14 protein-coding genes are annotated in these 16896 nt (G+C 59.3%); 5 read left to right on the forward strand and 9 right to left on the reverse strand.

The genetic code is table 11. The annotated features are described in order from the left end of the window. Positions 1-155: 155 nt before the first annotated feature. The gene (locus FFS64_RS23170; protein WP_137807288.1) at positions 156-962 is read left to right on the forward strand and encodes an MOSC domain-containing protein; all 807 of its coding nucleotides are present in this window, start codon (positions 156-158) and stop codon (positions 960-962) included. Positions 963-1030: 68 nt separating this feature from the next. Here FFS64_RS23170 and FFS64_RS23175 read toward each other — a convergent pair whose 3' ends face one another. From FFS64_RS23175 to FFS64_RS23210, 8 genes are all read right to left on the reverse strand, one after another. Further along, a complete protein-coding gene (locus FFS64_RS23175) occupies positions 1031-1315 on the reverse strand; it encodes a pyrimidine/purine nucleoside phosphorylase (protein ID WP_007940055.1) in 285 nt (94 codons plus the stop codon). Between the two features lie 61 nt (positions 1316-1376). Next, positions 1377-1928, reverse strand: a complete 552-nt coding sequence (locus tag FFS64_RS23180) for an exonuclease domain-containing protein (RefSeq protein WP_137807289.1) — start codon at positions 1926-1928, stop codon at positions 1377-1379. A gap of 71 nt (positions 1929-1999) precedes the next feature. Further along, complete coding sequence (locus tag FFS64_RS23185) at positions 2000-3961, reverse strand: acetyl/propionyl/methylcrotonyl-CoA carboxylase subunit alpha (RefSeq protein ID WP_137807290.1); 1962 nt, start codon at positions 3959-3961, stop codon at positions 2000-2002. A gap of 117 nt (positions 3962-4078) precedes the next feature. Continuing rightward, positions 4079-4876, reverse strand: a complete 798-nt coding sequence (locus FFS64_RS23190; protein WP_137807291.1) for an enoyl-CoA hydratase/isomerase family protein — start codon at positions 4874-4876, stop codon at positions 4079-4081. Next, the gene (gene atuD, locus FFS64_RS23195) at positions 4873-6030 is read right to left on the reverse strand and encodes a citronellyl-CoA dehydrogenase (RefSeq protein WP_137807292.1); all 1158 of its coding nucleotides are present in this window, start codon (positions 6028-6030) and stop codon (positions 4873-4875) included. The genes FFS64_RS23190 and atuD overlap by 4 nt, the downstream gene beginning before the upstream one ends. 26 nt (positions 6031-6056) lie before the next feature. Further along, positions 6057-7673, reverse strand: coding sequence for a geranyl-CoA carboxylase subunit beta (gene atuC, locus FFS64_RS23200; protein WP_137807293.1), 1617 nt, complete (start codon positions 7671-7673; stop codon positions 6057-6059). A 3-nt stretch (positions 7674-7676) separates the two neighbouring features. Then, entirely contained in the window at positions 7677-8561 is an 885-nt protein-coding gene (locus FFS64_RS23205) for an SDR family oxidoreductase (protein ID WP_137807294.1), read from the reverse strand. Positions 8562-8573: 12 nt separating this feature from the next. Beyond that, positions 8574-10376, reverse strand: coding sequence for an acyclic terpene utilization AtuA family protein (locus FFS64_RS23210; protein WP_137807295.1), 1803 nt, complete (start codon positions 10374-10376; stop codon positions 8574-8576). A gap of 163 nt (positions 10377-10539) precedes the next feature. Between FFS64_RS23210 and FFS64_RS23215 the strand changes: the two genes are divergently transcribed. The 4 genes from FFS64_RS23215 to FFS64_RS23230 all read left to right on the forward strand — a co-directional run bounded on the left by FFS64_RS23215 (position 10540) and on the right by FFS64_RS23230 (position 16097). Continuing rightward, positions 10540-11163 carry a TetR/AcrR family transcriptional regulator gene (locus tag FFS64_RS23215; protein ID WP_137807296.1) on the forward strand — a complete coding sequence of 208 codons (624 nt, stop codon included), beginning with the start codon at positions 10540-10542 and terminating at the stop codon, positions 11161-11163. Positions 11164-11258: 95 nt separating this feature from the next. Next, entirely contained in the window at positions 11259-12065 is an 807-nt protein-coding gene (locus FFS64_RS23220) for an ABC transporter substrate-binding protein (RefSeq protein WP_137807297.1), read from the forward strand. A gap of 174 nt (positions 12066-12239) precedes the next feature. Beyond that, entirely contained in the window at positions 12240-14912 is a 2673-nt protein-coding gene (locus tag FFS64_RS23225; protein ID WP_137807298.1) for a hypothetical protein, read from the forward strand. A 171-nt stretch (positions 14913-15083) separates the two neighbouring features. Beyond that, on the forward strand, positions 15084-16097 hold the full coding sequence (locus tag FFS64_RS23230; RefSeq protein ID WP_137807299.1) for a GNAT family N-acetyltransferase: 1014 nt from the start codon (positions 15084-15086) through the stop codon (positions 16095-16097). A gap of 82 nt (positions 16098-16179) precedes the next feature. Here FFS64_RS23230 and FFS64_RS23235 read toward each other — a convergent pair whose 3' ends face one another. Further along, positions 16180-16728, reverse strand: coding sequence for an RNA polymerase factor sigma-70 (locus FFS64_RS23235; protein ID WP_137807300.1), 549 nt, complete (start codon positions 16726-16728; stop codon positions 16180-16182). Positions 16729-16896 lie beyond the last annotated feature (168 nt).

Below are 16896 nucleotides of genomic sequence, written 5' to 3' on the forward strand. Positions count from 1 at the left end.
CCGGATGAACGCCTGCGCTCAGCCTCCCGAAGGGGCGGGTGGATCAAGATCAAGGTCCAAAGCCAAAGCCAGTCTGTGGGTTAGTGTTGTCTGCACTTTGATTCAGCAATCAAGCTCGTATAGGGTGGCATTTTTTATCCACCAGGGAGCTGGCCATGCTGCGTCTGAGCGCGCTTTATCGTTATCCGTTGAAATCCGGCAAGGGTGAGGCCTTGCAGCAGGTCGGTCTCGACAAGCTGGGGCTGGACGGGGATCGACGCTGGATGCTGGTGGACGAGGCCAGCGGACGCTTCCTGACCCAGCGGGCGGTGGCGCAGATGAGCCAGCTGTCGGCGTTGTGGAATGCCGATGGCGGCTTGACCCTTGATGCCCCCGGCCATTCACCGATTGATATCGCGTTGCCCGGCAGTGATGCCGAACTGCGCGGCGTTACCATCTGGCGCGACACCTTGCGCGTGCCGGATGCCGGCGATGCAGCGGGTGCCTGGGTCAGTGAATTCATCGGCAAGCCGACGCGCCTGGTGCAAGTGCCACTGGATCGGGCGCGGACTACCCAGGCTGGCTACGGCAAGGACGATGATCAGGTGGCGTTCGCCGATGGCTTCCCCCTGTTGCTGATCGGCCAGGCCTCGCTGGAGGATCTGTCGCAACGGGTCGGCCGACCACTGGAAATGCTGCGCTTTCGACCGAACCTGGTGATCGAAGGCAGTGACGCTTATGCCGAGGATGGCTGGAAGCGCATTCGCATCGGCGATGTCGAGTTTCGGGTGGTCAAGTCGTGTTCGCGCTGCATCCTGACCACCATCGACCCGCAAACTGGCGAACGCAGCGAAGATCGCGAACCCTTGGCCACCTTGCAGAAGTACCGTGCCGAGGCCGATGGCGCGATGTTCGGCCAGAATCTGGTCAATGACAGCAATGGCCGGCTTGAAGTCGGCATGCCGGTGACCATCCTTGAATGAAAACCCATAAATAAAAAATGCCCGCGTCCAAGGACGCGGGCATTTTTTTGCCGTGAAAACCCAGGGTTTTAGCCGCGGTATTCGCACAGGTAAGCGGTGTCGACGGCCACTTTCAGCTGGAACTTGCTGTTGGCAGGTACATTGAACTGGCTGCCGGCGGCGAAGGTTTCCCAGTCGCTGCTGTCTGGCAGCTTGACGGTCAGGGCGCCGGACACCACGTGCATGATTTCACGCTGGCTGGTGCCGAATTCATATTCGCCCGGAGCCATGACGCCGATGGTCGCCGGACCTTCAGCGGTGCCAAAGGCGATCGACTTGACGGTGCCGTCGAAGTACTCGTTGACTTTAAACATGGGCGATTCCTCGAAAAGGGCTAAAAAGGGCCGGCCAGTATGCACAAGGGGGCCGGTGTCGTCACCTCTCCAGAGGGGGGAGAATCTGCGGTAACAGGCGCGCGGTATTGCGCGCATCCTCCAGCGCCCGGTGTTGCTGCCCGGTAAATTGCAGGCCGGCCAGTTGCAGCGCGCCATTGAGTCCCAGCGGGCGCTCCAGGCGACGGGCCTTGGCAAAACGTTGCTTGAGGTTGATGTGCGGTGTGCGGCTCAGGACACTGTCGAGTTGCAGACGCTGCCATTCCTGAATCAGTTGCTGGCGATCGTAATCGCCCCAACTGACCCAACTTTCCAGTGACGCTTGATGTTGTCCGAGCCATTGTTCGAATGAGGGCCAGATCTCTCCCAGTGTTTGCGCCGTATCAACGTCCGCCTGGGTGATGTGCGTCAGCTGCCGGCAAAACGGCGTCAACAGCGGCCGCCGCAATGGCCGCACAAAGCACTGGAAGTGATCCACTTCGCGCCCTTTGCGGTCCACCAGGGTGGCGCCGATTTCGATGATTTCCATTTCCGTTACTGGCCAACCACCCTCATCGGTGGTGGCCTCCAGATCAATGACCAGCCATTGAGGCATCGCAGGGTTCCTGGTATCCGCGTCCTGATAGGCTTTGAGCGTAGCCAAACCCGGCGGTTCCGCCTAGCGGCTTATTCGACCTCCAACAAAATCTGACGATTCTTGACCTGATCACCGACCCGGACCTGCAAACGCTTGAGTACGCCGTCGATGCCCGATTTGAGCGGATGCTCCATTTTCATGGCTTCGAGTACCACCAGCAGTTGGCCCTTGCTCACCGGGCTGCCCTCGCTGACCAGCACATCGACGATTGCGCCGTCCATAGGTGCCTTGAGGGTGCCGGTGCTGGCACTGACCTGGCTGCCAACCAAAGCCTGGGTCCGATCCGTCAAACACAGGCTGCCTGGACGGGTAAACAGGCAGATTTGCCCGGCCTGCAGGTGGTAGGCATGGCGTTGACGGATGCCGTCGATTTCCAGGGTGGCCCGGCGTGCGTCGCACTCGATGATTTTCAGTTCAAGGCTGCGGCTGGCGACTTGAATGCTGTACGCCTGGCCTGGCACGGCGTTCAACGCCACCGACCACTCCTGGTCTTCCAGACCCAGGCGATAGTGCAGCGGCACACTGGCGTTGTTGCGCCAACCCGCCAGCGGCCCTCTGTGCGCATCGGCAGAGGCCTGGTAGAGCAGGGCGGCGGCAATCGCCAACTCTTCTGCGGCGGGTACATGAGGGTGCAGGCACGGATGGTCGGCGAAATGCTGCGTAATGAATCCGGTACTGAATTGGCCGCTGATGAATTGCGGGTGCTGCAACAGGCTGGCGAGCAAGCGCTGGTTGCTCTGCATGCCCAGCAGCACGCTGTCCTGCACTGCCCGCAGCAGCTTGCGTCGGGCTTCTTCGCGGGTGGCGCCATGGGCGATGATCTTGCCCAGCATCGGATCGTAAAAGGGGCTGATGTGTCCACCTTCGATCAGGCCATCATCGACCCGCACGCCATCGCGCAGCGCCGGTTCCCAGGCCGTGATGTGCCCGGTTTGCGGGACAAACTCCTGAGCCGGGTCCTCGGCATAAAGCCTCACCTCCATGGCATGACCGTTGAGTTGTACCTGCTCCTGACGCAGCGGCAACGGTTGGCCTTCGGCGACGTTCAGTTGCCAGGCCACCAGGTCCAGGCCGGTGATCAGTTCGGTGACCGGGTGTTCCACTTGCAGCCGGGTGTTCATCTCCAGGAAATAAAACTCTCCGCGCGCATCCAGCAGGAATTCCACGGTGCCCGCGCCGACGTAGTTCACCGCACGACCGGCCTTGAGCGCCGCTTCGCCCATGGCCTGACGCAATGGGGCGGTCATGACCGGGCAAGGCGCTTCTTCGATGACTTTCTGATGGCGGCGCTGGATCGAACAATCGCGCTCGCCGAGGTAGATCAGGTTGCCGTGCTGGTCGCCGAACAGCTGGACTTCGACGTGCCGCGGCTCGATCAACGCCTGTTCGAGGATCAGTTCATCACTGCCGAACCCATGCAGGGCTTCGGAGCGGGCGGTGCGAACCTGCTCCAGAAAGTCTCCGGCATCGTGCACCAGGCGCATGCCGCGCCCGCCACCACCGGCACTGGCCTTGATCATCAGTGGGTAGCCAATGCGCTCGGCTTCACGGCTCAAGGTCGCGTCATCCTGTTCGGCGCCCTGATAACCCTGGATGCAGGGTACGCCGGCGTTGATCATGGCGATTTTCGATTGGCGTTTGCTGCCCATCAGTTCGATGGCTTCGGGGCTGGGACCGATGAAGGTGATGCCGGCGAGCTGACAGGCGCGGGCGAACCCGGCGTTTTCCGAAAGAAAACCGTAACCCGGATGGATCGCGTCAGCGCCTGTACGGCGGGCCGCGTCGATGATCGCCGGGATGTTCAGGTAAGACTGTTGCACCGGGGCCGGGCCGATGTGCACGGCTTCGTCGGCCATTTGCACATGCAGCGCGTCGGCATCGGCATCGCTGAACACGGCGACGGTACGATAGCCCAGAGCCTGGGCGGTGCGCTGGATGCGACAGGCGATTTCACCGCGGTTGGCGATCAGTATTTTTGTGAGTCCGGGCATCGGGTTGTTCCCTTGGTTTTGCGGTGAATGTGAGGGCCTCATCGCTGGCAAGCCAGCTCCCACAGGATTTGTTGACCGGCACATATCCTTGTGGGAGCTGGCTTGCCAGCGATGCTTTTAAGGGGCCCACCCCGGTTTTCTTTTTTGCACAAAAGCCATGGTCCCCTCGACGCCTTCCGCACCGGTCACCGCTTCGCCGAACCACTGGGCCGCTTCATCCAGCAGTTCGCTTGACGGCTGCACCGCACTCGCCAGCAACAACTTTTTGGTCGCCGCATTCGCTCCCGGGGCACAACACAGCACATGAGCCAGCACTTCATCGAGGCGCTCGGCCAGGGCTTGCGGGTCATGCTCGACAAAGTGCACCAACCCCATGCGCCGCGCTTGGGTGCCATCGAAGCGTGCCGCCGTCAGGGCCAGGCGGCGGGTCTGGGTCAGGCCGATGCGCTGGACCACGAACGGAGCGATCTGCGCCGGCAACAGGCCGAGGCTGGTTTCCGGCAGACCGAATTGCGCCTGATGATCGGCCAGGGCGATATCGCTGACGCAGGCTAACCCGAAGCCACCCCCCAACACCGCGCCTTGCAGTACGGTGATCACCACTTGCGGCGCGTGCTGGGTTTCTTCCAGCAGCGCACCGAAGGCACGGTTCAATTCACGGTACGCGGTTGCGCCCTGGGCGCGGGCGTTGGCCATGTCCTTGATGTCGCCACCCGAACAGAAGTGGCCGTCGGCACCGCCGATCACCAAGGCACGAACAGTGCGGTCATCACGCACCACCGCCAGCACTGCGCGCAGTTCGTTGACCATCTGCAAGCTCATGGCATTGCGGCTTTGCGGGCGATTGAGGGTGATGTGCAGCACGCCGTTATGGGGTTCCAGCAACAGCGTCTGGCAAACCGGCAGGCTGCTCATTTCTTTTTCCCCGGCAGGATGCCCATGAGCTTGCAGATGATCCCCAGCATGATTTCGTCGGCACCGCCGCCGATCGACACCAGCCGCACATCGCGGTAAGCCCGGGCCACCGGGTTGTCCCACATGAAGCCCATGCCGCCCCAATATTGCAGGCAGCTGTCGCTGACTTCGCGACCCAGCCGACCGGCCTTGAGTTTGGCCATGGACGCCAGGCGTGTGACGTCCTGGCCTTTGACGTATTGCTCGGTGGCTTGATAGACCAGTGCGCGCAGGCATTCGATTTCGGTCTGCAATTCGGCCAGGCGGAAGTGAATGACCTGGTTATCGATCAGCGCGCTGCCGAACGTCTTGCGCTCCTTGCAGTATTCGATGGTGCTGTCGACGCAGTACTCCAGGCCCTTGATCATGTTTGCTGCGCCGAACAGCCGTTCCTCCTGGAACTGCAGCATCTGCATCATGAATCCCGCGCCTTCATGACCGATGCGGTTGCGCTGAGGCACGCGCACGTTGTCGAAAAACACCTGGGCGGTTTCCGAACTGCGCATGCCAAGCTTGTCCAGATGTGAACTGAGGCTGATGCCCGGGGTGTTCATCGGCACCATGATCAGCGACTTGTTGATGTGCGGCTTGTCGTCCGAAGTATTGGCCAGCAGGCAAATGAAGTCGGCGCTGGGCGAGTTGGTGATCCACATCTTGCTGCCGTTGATCACGTAGTCGTCGCCATCCTTGCGCGCGGTGGTTTTCAACCCCGCCACATCGGACCCGGCACCGACCTCGGAAACTCCGATACAGCCGACCTGTTCGCCGCTGATCGCCGGGCGCAGAAACTCGTCGCGTAATTCATCGGAGCCGAAACGCGCCAGGGCCGGGGTGCACATGTCGGTCTGCACGCCGATGGACATCGGAATGCCGCCGCAATGAATGGTGCCGAACTCTTCGGCGGCGACGATCGAGTAGCTGTAGTCCAGCCCCATGCCGCCGAATTTTTCCGGTTTGGAAATCCCCAGCAGGCCAAGGTCGCCGGCCTTGCGGAAGATCTCGTGAATCGGAAAGCGTCCAGCCTTTTCCCATTCCTCGACATGAGGATTGATCTCGTGATCGACGAATTGGCGGACGGTGCGGCGCAGTGCTTCGTGTTCCTGGGTGAAGATCATTTTTATTGTTCTCCTTTAGAGTCGGCCTAGAACCGGGCCACACCAAAACTGTTGGCTTGCAACGGCCGCACCTCGGCCTCGTGACAAATATCCAGCAAGTAACCGAGCAAGGTTCGGGTGTCCCGGGGATCGATCAAACCGTCGTCCCACAGATTGGCACTGCCGTAGAGTGCCGTGGACTGGCTGTCGAGTTTCTGCGCGGTGACCTGTTCCAGCATGTCGAGCATTTTCGGGTCGGGCACCAGGCCGTCCTTGGCCTGTTTGGCCTCGGTGACGATGCGCAGCACCTTGCCGGCCTGGGCGCCGCCCATGACCGCGGTGCGGCTGTTGGGCCAGGCGAAGATGAAGCGCGGGTCGAGGCCGCGGCCGCACATTGCATAGTTGCCGGCGCCATAGGAACCACCGACCACAAGGGTGAGTTTCGGTACACGGGCGTTGGCCACCGCCTGGATCATCTTGGCGCCGTGCTTGATCACGCCTTGCTGCTCCGATTCGGTGCCGACCATGAATCCGGTGGTGTTGTGGAAAAACAGAAGCGGTGTCTGGCTCTGGTCGCACAACTGAATGAATTGTGCCGCCTTGCTCGCACCCTTGGGCGTGATCGGGCCGTTGTTGCCGATGAAGCCGCAGGTGCGCCCCTGGATCTTCAGGTGACCGCAAACGGTCTGCTGGTCGAACTCGGCCTTGAACTCGAGGAAGTTCGAGCCGTCGGCGATACGGGCGATGATTTCGCGTACGTCATACGGCTTTTTCGGATCATCCGGGATCAGCCCCAGCAGTTCATCGATGGGGTAGAGCGGTTCTTCCCATTGCGCTTCCGGGCACCACGGCAGTTGATCGTTCCAGGACAGCAGACTGACGATCTCGCGCACCTGGCGCACGCCGTCGGCGTCGTTCTCGGCCAGGTATTCGGCGGTACCGGCCATTTGCGCGTGCATCTCGGCGCCGCCCAGTTCTTCATCGGTGGCGACCTCGCCGGTGGCAGCCTTGAGCAGCGGCGGCCCGGCGAGAAACAGCTTGGCCTTGCCGCGCACCACCACCACGTAGTCCGACAAACCCGGCTGATAAGCGCCACCCGCCGTCGCCGAGCCATGCACGACGGTAATCTGCGGCAGACCCATGGCCGACATTCGCGCCTGATTGGCAAAGCTGCGCGCACCCTCGACGAAAATCTCCGCCGCATAGTTGAGGTTGGCGCCGCCGCTTTCGGCAAGGGTAATCACCGGCAGTTTGTTTTCCATGGCGATCTGTTGCAGGCGCAGGGACTTTTTCAAACCGCTGGGGGAAATGGTCCCGCCCTTGATCGCGCTGTTGTTCGCCACCACCAGCACGCGCACGCCGGACACGTAGCCGATGCCCGCGATCAAGCCGCCACCGGCGGAGCTGCCGTCCTTGTCGTCGTGCAGTTTGTAGCCGGCCAGGCTCGCCAGTTCGAGGAACGGTGCACCGGGATCCAGCAGCAGGTTGAGGCGTTCACGGGGCAGCAATTGCCCACGCTTGTCGAATTTTGCCTTGGCTTCTGCGGCCTTGTTCAGCAGGTTCTGTTCGAGTACCCGGACTTGCTCGATGCACGTCAGCATCGCCGCGCGATTGCAGGCGAACTGTTCGCTTTGGGGATCGAGTTGCGACTGAATCACCGGCATGGATTATTCCTTGTCCTTGAACACGTCGGACCGCAGTACGTCTGGTAAGTACGCGCGATGGAAGCCGTTGTACGACTCACTGTTCTGCGCCTTGTGAATCGGCCAGGCCCGCCCGCCGAGGCTGGCGGCGCCATCGATGCGCAAGGTGCTGCCGCTGATAAACGCCGCCGCCGGGCTGAGCAGGAAAACGATCGCCGCGCTGACTTCCGATTCGGTGCCGATGCGCTTGAGTGGAACGTGTTCGCGCAGGGTCGGGATCACCGCCTTGAATGCGCCTTCGTAGGTGTCCATGCCGCTGGACGCGATCCAGCCCGGTGCCACGGCGTTGACCCGCACCCCGGCATAGCCCCATTCGAAAGCGGCGGTCTTGGTCAGGTTGTCCATGCCCGAACGCGCCGCGCCGGAGTGGCCCATGCCGGGCATGCCGCCCCACATATCGGCGAGCATGTTGACGATGGCACCGCCATGCTTGCTCATGGACTGGTTGAACACTTCCCGGGCCATCAGGAAACCGCCTACCAGATTGGTGCGCATGACGGTTTCGAAACCCTTCTGGTTGATCGAGGCCAGGGGCGACGGGTACTGCCCGCCGGCATTGTTGACCAGGCCGTGAATCGGGCCGTGCTTGTTGATCAGGTCGCCGACGCGATCCTTGACCGCATCTTCATCACGGATGTCGCAGACGATCCAGTCCGCCTTGCCACCGTCCTCGGCAATTTCCGCGGCAACGGCTTTCAGTTTGTCGGCCTTGCGCCCCACCAGCAGCACATGGGCGCCGAGGGCCGCCAGTTCGTGGGCGGTGCATCGGCCGATGCCACTGCCGCCACCAGTCACGATGATGGTCTGGCCTGCAAACAGGTCGGCTTTGAAAATCGAATCGTAAGCCATGGCGGCAATCCTCTAGTTGACCTGGTCGGCGATGCGTTGCGGCACCGGAATCTGGATTTCCAGCAGTTGCTGGGCGAAGGCCTTGCCTTGCGGGTCGATGCGCAGGCTGGCGACACCGCCGCCGCCGAGGGCGTTTTCCAGGAGAAAATTCAGGCTGTGGGTGGTAGGCAAATACCAGCGTTCGACGCGCCCGTGGACCGGGTCGAGGACATGGCTCATCCAGTCGACGATCACTTCCGGGGTCAGCGCTTCAGCGATCCACGGCAGGTACTCGGGCTCGCGGGCCATGACCCCGATGTTGCTGTGGTTGCCTTTATCGCCGGAGCGCGCCACGGCGAGCTTGATCAGTGCCACGCTGGCGTCGGCCGGGCCGTCGGGTTTGGGTGGTTCGAACGGCGCGGGCAAATCGTGGGTATCGAGCACGTCCAGGGCGGGCAGGGCGCACGAATGGCGCTGGCCCATGAGATCAATTTCCAGCGTGCAAGTGGTTTTGTCGATGAGGAACGAGAACAAGCGGATCAGCGGATACACCGTCGGCCGTCCACCGACGATGCCGGTCAGCCCCGGTGCCATGCCAGTGGCGGCCTGGGCGATTTCCCGGGAGAACAGGATCAACGCTTGTTTGTTCGGATGTCGCACCGCCAGTTTGATCACCACCTCACGGCTGTCCTGGCGCTGGCCATGGGGGCCGTAAGTGGCCTCGCTGCCAAGCAGTTCGATGCTCACATCGCTGTAGGGCGCCCAGCCGCGTCGGGTGAATATTTCCGAGGTCTTGTTGATGATCGCTTCGCTGACGCGCCGGGCCTTGTCGACCGCATCGATGCCGGCGATCAGGCAACTGGCGGTGCAACGGAAACCGTCCGGGTACGTGGCACTGACCTTGTATTGATCGGTCGGCGGAAGGCCTTTTGCACCGTGCACCTGAACGGCGTTCTTGCCTTGTTGCACGAGTCTGACCTGGGTGAAATCGCAGACTACGTCCGGCAGCAAATAAGCGCGCGGATCGCCGATCTCATAGAGCATCTGTTCGCCCACCGTCAGTGGCGTGACCAGGCCTCCGGAGCCTTCGGGTTTGCTGACGATGAACTGACTGTCGGCGCTGACTTCTACGATGGGAAAGCCGATGTGTTCGTAGTCGGGCACATCGCGCCAGTCAGTAAAGTTGCCGCCGGTGCACTGCGCGCCGCATTCGATGATGTGCCCGGCCAGCGCAGCCTGGGCCAGTTTGTCGTAGTCGTGCCACGACCAGCCGAATTCATGCACCAGCGCCGCGCTGACCACGGCGCTGTCGACAACGCGCCCGGTGATCACGATGTCCGCGCCAAGACGCAGGGCCTCGACGATGCCCGGCGCGCCGAGGTAGGCGTTGGTCGAGATGCACATCGGCGGCAGCGGGGCGCCGCTGAACATTTCATGAACACCGCGAGCACTCAGTTGTTTGAACTGCGGTTGCAGGTCATCACCCAGCAGCACGGCGATTTTCAAGGCGATCCCGGCCTTGTCGCACGCCGCTTGCAGGGCGGCGGCGCAGGCTTGTGGATTGACCCCGCCGGCATTGCTGATGACGCGGATTTTCTGCTCGGCGATCTGCGGGAGCAGGGGGCTCAATACTTCAACGAAGTCGCTGGCATATCCGGCCTGGGGATCTTTCATCCGCGCACCGGCCATGATCGACATGGTAATTTCCGCCAGGTAATCGAATACCAGGTAGTCCAGGCGTCCGGCTTCCACCAGTTGCTCGGCGGCGGTCGAGGTGTCGCCCCAGAAGGCACTGGCGCAACCGATGCGAATAGTTTTGGGCGCAGTCAATTCCATAACCCCTTCCGGCAGATGTGTATCGAGACTACCAAGCAAGCGCTTGGTTTGTAAACGGCTGAAATATCTTATGCCCGAGCGCTTGCTTGGTTGCCAATGCCAGCTTAAATTGCCCGCGCAACCCCGCTGTTTTAGCGGTGATCATGACTGTAGGAGAGAACGGGTGGACGAGCAAAAAGCCCTGAGGGTCATGCGTGAACTGGTCGACAACGGCCAGTTGACCGATCCGGACAGCGCCCGTGGCAAGCTGCTGCAAGTGGCGGCCCACCTGTTTCGCAATAAAGGGTACGAGCGCACCACGGTGCGTGATCTTGCCGGCGCCGTGGGTATCCAGTCGGGGAGCATTTTCCATCACTTCAAGAGCAAGGACGAAATCCTGCGGGCAGTGATGGAAGAGACCATCCGCTACAACACGGCGCTGATGCGCGCGGCCATCGCCGAAGCCGGCAGCGTGCGCGAGCGGGTGCTGGCGCTGATCCGTTGTGAATTGCAGTCGATCATGGGCGGCAGCGGCGAGGCCATGGCGGTGCTGGTCTACGAATGGCGCTCGCTGTCCGAGGACGGCCAGGCCAAAGTCCTGGCGCTGCGGGACATCTATGAAGACATCTGGTTGCAGGTGCTGGGTGAGGCCAAGAGCGCCGGATTCATACGCGGTGATGTATTCGTCACCCGACGCTTCCTCACCGGAGCATTGTCCTGGACCACCACCTGGTTTCGCGCCGATGGCAGCATGAGCCTCGATCAGTTGGCCGACGAGGCGCTGATTCTGGTGCTGGAGGAAAAATAATAAGTTTGTGTTGGTCGGCAGGAAACTGGCTAACTGGGCGAAACCGCCTAGCTTGAATGCATTGATGCGGTATTTCTGGGGAGTGGGTCGTTTTGATGTCTTCGCCAATTCGGACGGCTTCGCGTCTTTTGCTGGCAGCGCTAGCGGCGTTATCGATATTGCCGTCCCAGGCAGCACAACTGGTGCGCATCGGTGCCGCACACTTTCCTCCGTATACCGTGCGCCCGGAAACCGGTGTCGACACGGGGCTGCTGCCGCAACTGGTCGAGGCGCTCAACGCCCTGCAAAGCGACTATCAATTCGTATTGGTGCCCACCTCCATTCCCCGACGCTTTGGTGACTTCAAGCAAGGCCGGGTAGACATGGCGATCTTCGAAAACCCCGACTGGGGCTGGAAAGATATTCCACACACCACTGTCGACATGGGCCTGGAAGACGCCGAGATATTCGTCGCGCAACGCCAGCCCGAAGGGCAACCAGCTCGCCAGCAAGACTATTTTGCCGAGCTGACGGGAAAGCGCCTGGCGCTGTTCAGCGGTTACCACTACGAATTCGCCAATTTCAACGCCGAGCCCAAATACCTCGCCACCCACTACAACGCCACGTTGACTTACTCCCACGACAGTAACCTGCTGATGGTACTGCGCGGCCGCGCCGACATCGCCCTGGTCACACGCTCTTACCTGAGCGACTACTTTTTACGCAATCTGAAAGTCGCCGATCAGTTGCTGGTGTCTGATCGCGTCGATCAGATTTATCACCATTACGCCATTCTCCGTCCAGCAGCGCCGATCACGGGTGAGGCGTTCGGGAACTTGCTGCAAGGGCTGCGAAATAATGGGCAGATGATGAAGATTTTCGACCCTTACAAGATTGCCGTCGTACCGGCGGATCGGGAGTAAGGCGGCACCGGAACATGGATAGGTTTTTGATCGTACCATTCGTCGAACAAGTTCTTTTTTCAGAGCACAACTGTCAACTTTGACAGTAGCCGCAATCTCTTGCTGAAGATTAGATAACCGTGTGGTCCCGGGAAGCGGGAGCGGTTAACTCTCTATCTGCAAGGAAGAATCGACGTGGCAAAAAAACTGTTAAAAAAAGTCCCCAAGACGCTGCCTTCCGTTGCGGACCTGCCGTTTGCACAAGTTGAGTTTGCATCCGACAACACGCTCGATCCAGTGCGGGCGGAGCATGGCCTTGATGTAACGATTGCCTTTGAGGGCATGAGTTATGACCACAAGATTCAATTGTACTGGGAAGGTCCTCCAGGTCCTGGCCGGCCAACGATCCCCGTCAAAGATGGAAGCAGCAGTGGCAGCATCAAGATATACATTGGTGTCCCGGTAATCGGTGCCTGTGTTGGCTCGGACGTGACTGTCAGGTACACCGCAACACTCAATGGTAAAACTGAAAACTCCAAGACGCTTGATTTGACGGTGCAGAGTTTCGGACCGGATGATTTGCCGGCGGCGGAATTTCTTGATGTCGTGACTATTGAGGGCGGGCGTTGGTTGGACTTGCGCAAATTTTCCGGCGACGCCCGCATTCAACTTCCGCCTTGGTCGCTAATCGCAGAAAGTCAGCGGTTGTGGATATTGGCGATGAACTATCAACACGATATCGGCAAGTTCAGGTTCCAGTGGGTGCTGGAAAATCATGAAGTGACGGCAAAGGAAGTTCGCCTGGGTATTCGGGCGGTGTTGTCCCGAGCCTGGCTGGATTTATCTAAGGACTACGATTCAGTAAGCTTGATCGCGGGTGTCACTTTTGACGGCGCCCCTGGAACACCGCCGGCTGATCCGGCACAGTCTTTGCTCCCGTCAAACTCCATTGAATTCAAGTTCGCTTCTGAAAACCTGCGAGTGGGTGACCCGGAACTGGACTTGAAAAAGCCAAGCGTGCTGGAGGCCACCGAATGCGGGGCCGAGGGCTGCCTGCTCAACCCGATCAACGCAAAACATGGCGCGACGATTCGTGTGGCTTACGTTGGGATGGCACAGACCGACTGGGTGTGTGCGTATTTCGAGGGGAGTCCCGGTAGCGGGACACCATCGCTGGCGTGTGTGAACGGATCGACTGTTGGTTTTGTCGATGTCCCGGTACCGCCTTCTGCAATCAGAGCCAACTTTTGCCAATCGGTCAAAGTGCGCTACACGGTATTGCGTGACACCCTATTGTGGTCGTCCGAGCCGCTGAACCTGAAGGTACTTTGTCTCACTGATTTGCCCACGCCAGAGGTGACCCAAGCGACGCTGGGTGAGTTGGATCTCAGAACGTTCTCGGGAAATGCTGAATGCACAGTGGCCCCCTGGTTGTTTATCGCCGAAGGCCAGCCAACCTGGCTATGGGTAACGGGCGAATTGGAGGATGGCACGCCTTACAGCTTCGATGCCCTGATGGGGGAAGGGCTTCCCGCATCGGGCGAGGAGGACGGTGTCAGCAGTTGGTTGCCACGTCATGAATTGGAAAAACTGGCGGATTGCAGCACGTTCAAGGTGCATTTCGCCGTCAACTTCAATGGCCAGATCGATCATCCCAGCGCGGTCGAGTTCCCGCTGCGGGAGCTGACGGTTCATCAGCAAGACCTGAACCTGATTGTGCCGACAGTAACCGTGGCGGTGAAGGATGTCCTCAACCCGGAAAACGCGAGACAAGGCGTCATTGTGCAAGTGGCGTATGAGGGTATCAGCCCTCGCCAGACGATCCAGCCTCACTGGGTACGCCCGGATGGAATGACTTTTCCGATCGAGGCCCAACAGGGTAATAGCGTGCCAGGTCGTGTCAGGTTCCACGTCCCGTTCGAGGAGGTGATCGCTTGTATCGGCAAGACTGTATCCCTGCGTTATACCGTGACAAGTCAATGCAAGCAGGCAACTTCTCTGGACCTCAACCTGAAAGTTCTCGTGCCGAAACACTGGCCGACACCAAACGTACTTGAGGCGACCCATGACATTTTGGACTTGGGTAACTTTGATGGCGACGCCACGATCAAGGTCAAACCGTGGGCGCCTTGGATTTTAAGGGGGCAAAGGGTCTGGTTGATCGGCACGGGCACTGATAAGAATGGTGCAGCTTATACGTTTGAGGTCATTGGTGGGGAGTCGGTGACTGCGGAAGAAGAGATGGATGGTTTAGTCCGTCCCGTGAAACGTGTTGATCTTGATGAATTATCGGATCTCAGTGACTTGAGGTGCACTTGTTGTGTTTTGCTGGATGGCAGTGATAGTAGAACTGAAACAGTTGAATTCCCTGCTCTCCATCTGACAGTTAAAGCGCTGCCTGAGGTTCATTACGAAAACTTTGATGGTCAACCCAATCAACTTATCAGTGCCGGGCAGAGCCTTGATCTGTCGGTTTTGAAAATGAAGATAAGGCTGGAAAAGGGCGCTGGGCAGGCTGGGATTTGGACATTTGCTTCGGGACAGGTTCCAGATATGTTGGATGGACCCGCCATTGCAATGTCCCATAATTTAGATAATGCCAACCCCAAACAACATTTGTGGTTGGACTTTAGAGTGTCGTATCAGAGTGTCAAATTTGCCTGGACTTATAATCACCGGCCCGCGAGCGTTATATATTATGATGAAGTGTATAATAAAATAGATGAGTTGCATTTTGAGGGGGAATATAACGGTGGGCTACGACACCATTGGGTTGATTTTTCTGCGCCACCCGGAAGGCGTATTGCGCACATGGAGTTTGTGCAGAGCGACTATTCCTTCGCAGATAAGTTCGAGCTGAGCAAATGATGTAGGGTTTCGCTGTTTCATGGGTATTGGCGAGTGTTCTTCCTAATCTTCGAACCGATTTTTTAGTTTGAAGATTAGGGCGTAATTGATGGCGCTCGAATCGAAGATTAAATTTTCCTCGATGATTTACGTCTCTTGTTGAACCGTCGACGATTATCGTGAGCCCGATCCATGTCCAATCCGAATGCCCTGACTGCCCTGGCCTTACCCACAGGCAACAGTCTTGTAGCCGATGAAACCGAAAACCGGCTGAGCCTCAGCCTTGAAGGTCAACCACTGATCCAGCTGCGCCTGACCCGCGACTCCGAGTTGCAACTGCAATTGGAAGAGAGCAGCGATCACCCTGTCAGCCAGGCCATTTGGTCAGCCTGTTATTGGTTGTTTGCCCGAGACCCGGCCTGCCAGCGTCTGACCTGGCAACTCGATGAACTGCCGACCGAGGCCTTGCACAGCGGCTTGCTGATCGCGACGGAAAACTGCGGCGAATATCGAAGCGAACGCACCTTGTTCTGGCAGTTGCCGCAGCCCTGGCTGGTGCAGCCGCTGACCAGCAGTTATCCACAGCAAATGGTCATCAGTGGTGGCAAGCGCCATCCGCTGCGACCGGTGAAGCCGCAGGGTGAGGTCTATCGGCGTTTCGATGCCCGACTCGGGGCGTGGATTTCCTTGCGCACGGTCGACATCGACCAAGACCTTGCCCGTTTTAACCGTTGGCAGAACAGCCCACGGGTCGCAAGTTTCTGGCAGGAGGAGGGCAGTCTCGAACAGCATCGTGAGTACCTGAAAAAACTCGAAGCGGATCCCCACACGGTGATGCTGATCGGCTGTTTCGACGATCAGCCGTTCGCCTATTTCGAAGCCTATTGGGCCAAGGAAGATCGCATCGCACCGTTCTACGATGCCGGCGATTACGACCGTGGCATTCACATGCTGGTGGGTGAAGAAAACCATCGTGGCCCGCACAAGGTAGCGAGCTGGTTATCGGCGTTGACGCATTACCTGTTTCTCGACGATCCGCGCACTCAGCGAGTGGTTGCCGAGCCTCGTGCCGACAACGCCAAGATGATCGGGTACATGCAGGGGCAGCGATTCCATTGCGAAAAGGAGTTCGACTTTCCACACAAGCGCGCCGCGTTGATGGTGTTGGGGCGTGAGCGGTTTTTTGAGCGGTGTGAGTTGACATGAACGGTAGGGCTCAAGATCAGTTTCGGTCTTGAGCCAATCTTCGCCAGCAGGCTCGCGAAGGGGGCGACGCCAATGTCAGATCTTAACGACGGGCATTGGTATCCGCACGATTGCCCGAGACCTTGCGGCAATGCACCAGCGCATCGCGAATCATGAAGTTCACCAGGGTTGGCGAGACACCGAGTTCCTTGGCGATGTCCTTTTGCGGCACGCCGTGCAGGCGGTACATCTCGAAGGCGTAGCGGGTACGGCTCGGCAGTTCGGTGAGCGCGTCGGCGATGTTTTCCAGGGTGGAAAAATTGATGTGCGACGTTTCCGGTGAAGCCCCCTGAATCACCACGTTCAGACCTTCCTCTTCAGGCCCGGAATATTTCAGCTCCAGTGCCTGCTTGCGGTAGTGATCGATCGCCAGGTTGCGCACGATCTGGAACAGATAGCTGAGCTGAGCCTTGAACGAGGACGTGATCTGCGGCGCCGATTGCAGGCGGAAGAATGCATCCTGCACCACATCCTCGGCACGCGAGCGGCAGCCGGTGATGCGGGCTGCAATCTTGACCAGAATCAGTCGATTGTCGACGAAGGCCTGTAGTAGCGGCGAATCGCACCTGCTTGTGGACACTTGTTCCGTCATGGAAATCACCTTGCTGCCAAATAGGTTGGTCGGACGCCTGGAAGACCTGGGCTGTCCTACACATCGAGCGACAAATTATGTTGAATGATAATGATTGTCAATTGAGAAATAGAACTATTGCTCGCGCAGGTGCAGAGCTAGAACTGCGACACGCTGATTCATCCCTGC

Origin of the sequence: Pseudomonas sp. G(2018) (assembly GCF_005502415.1) — a bacterium.
Classification (GTDB): Bacteria; Pseudomonadota; Gammaproteobacteria; order Pseudomonadales; family Pseudomonadaceae; genus Aquipseudomonas.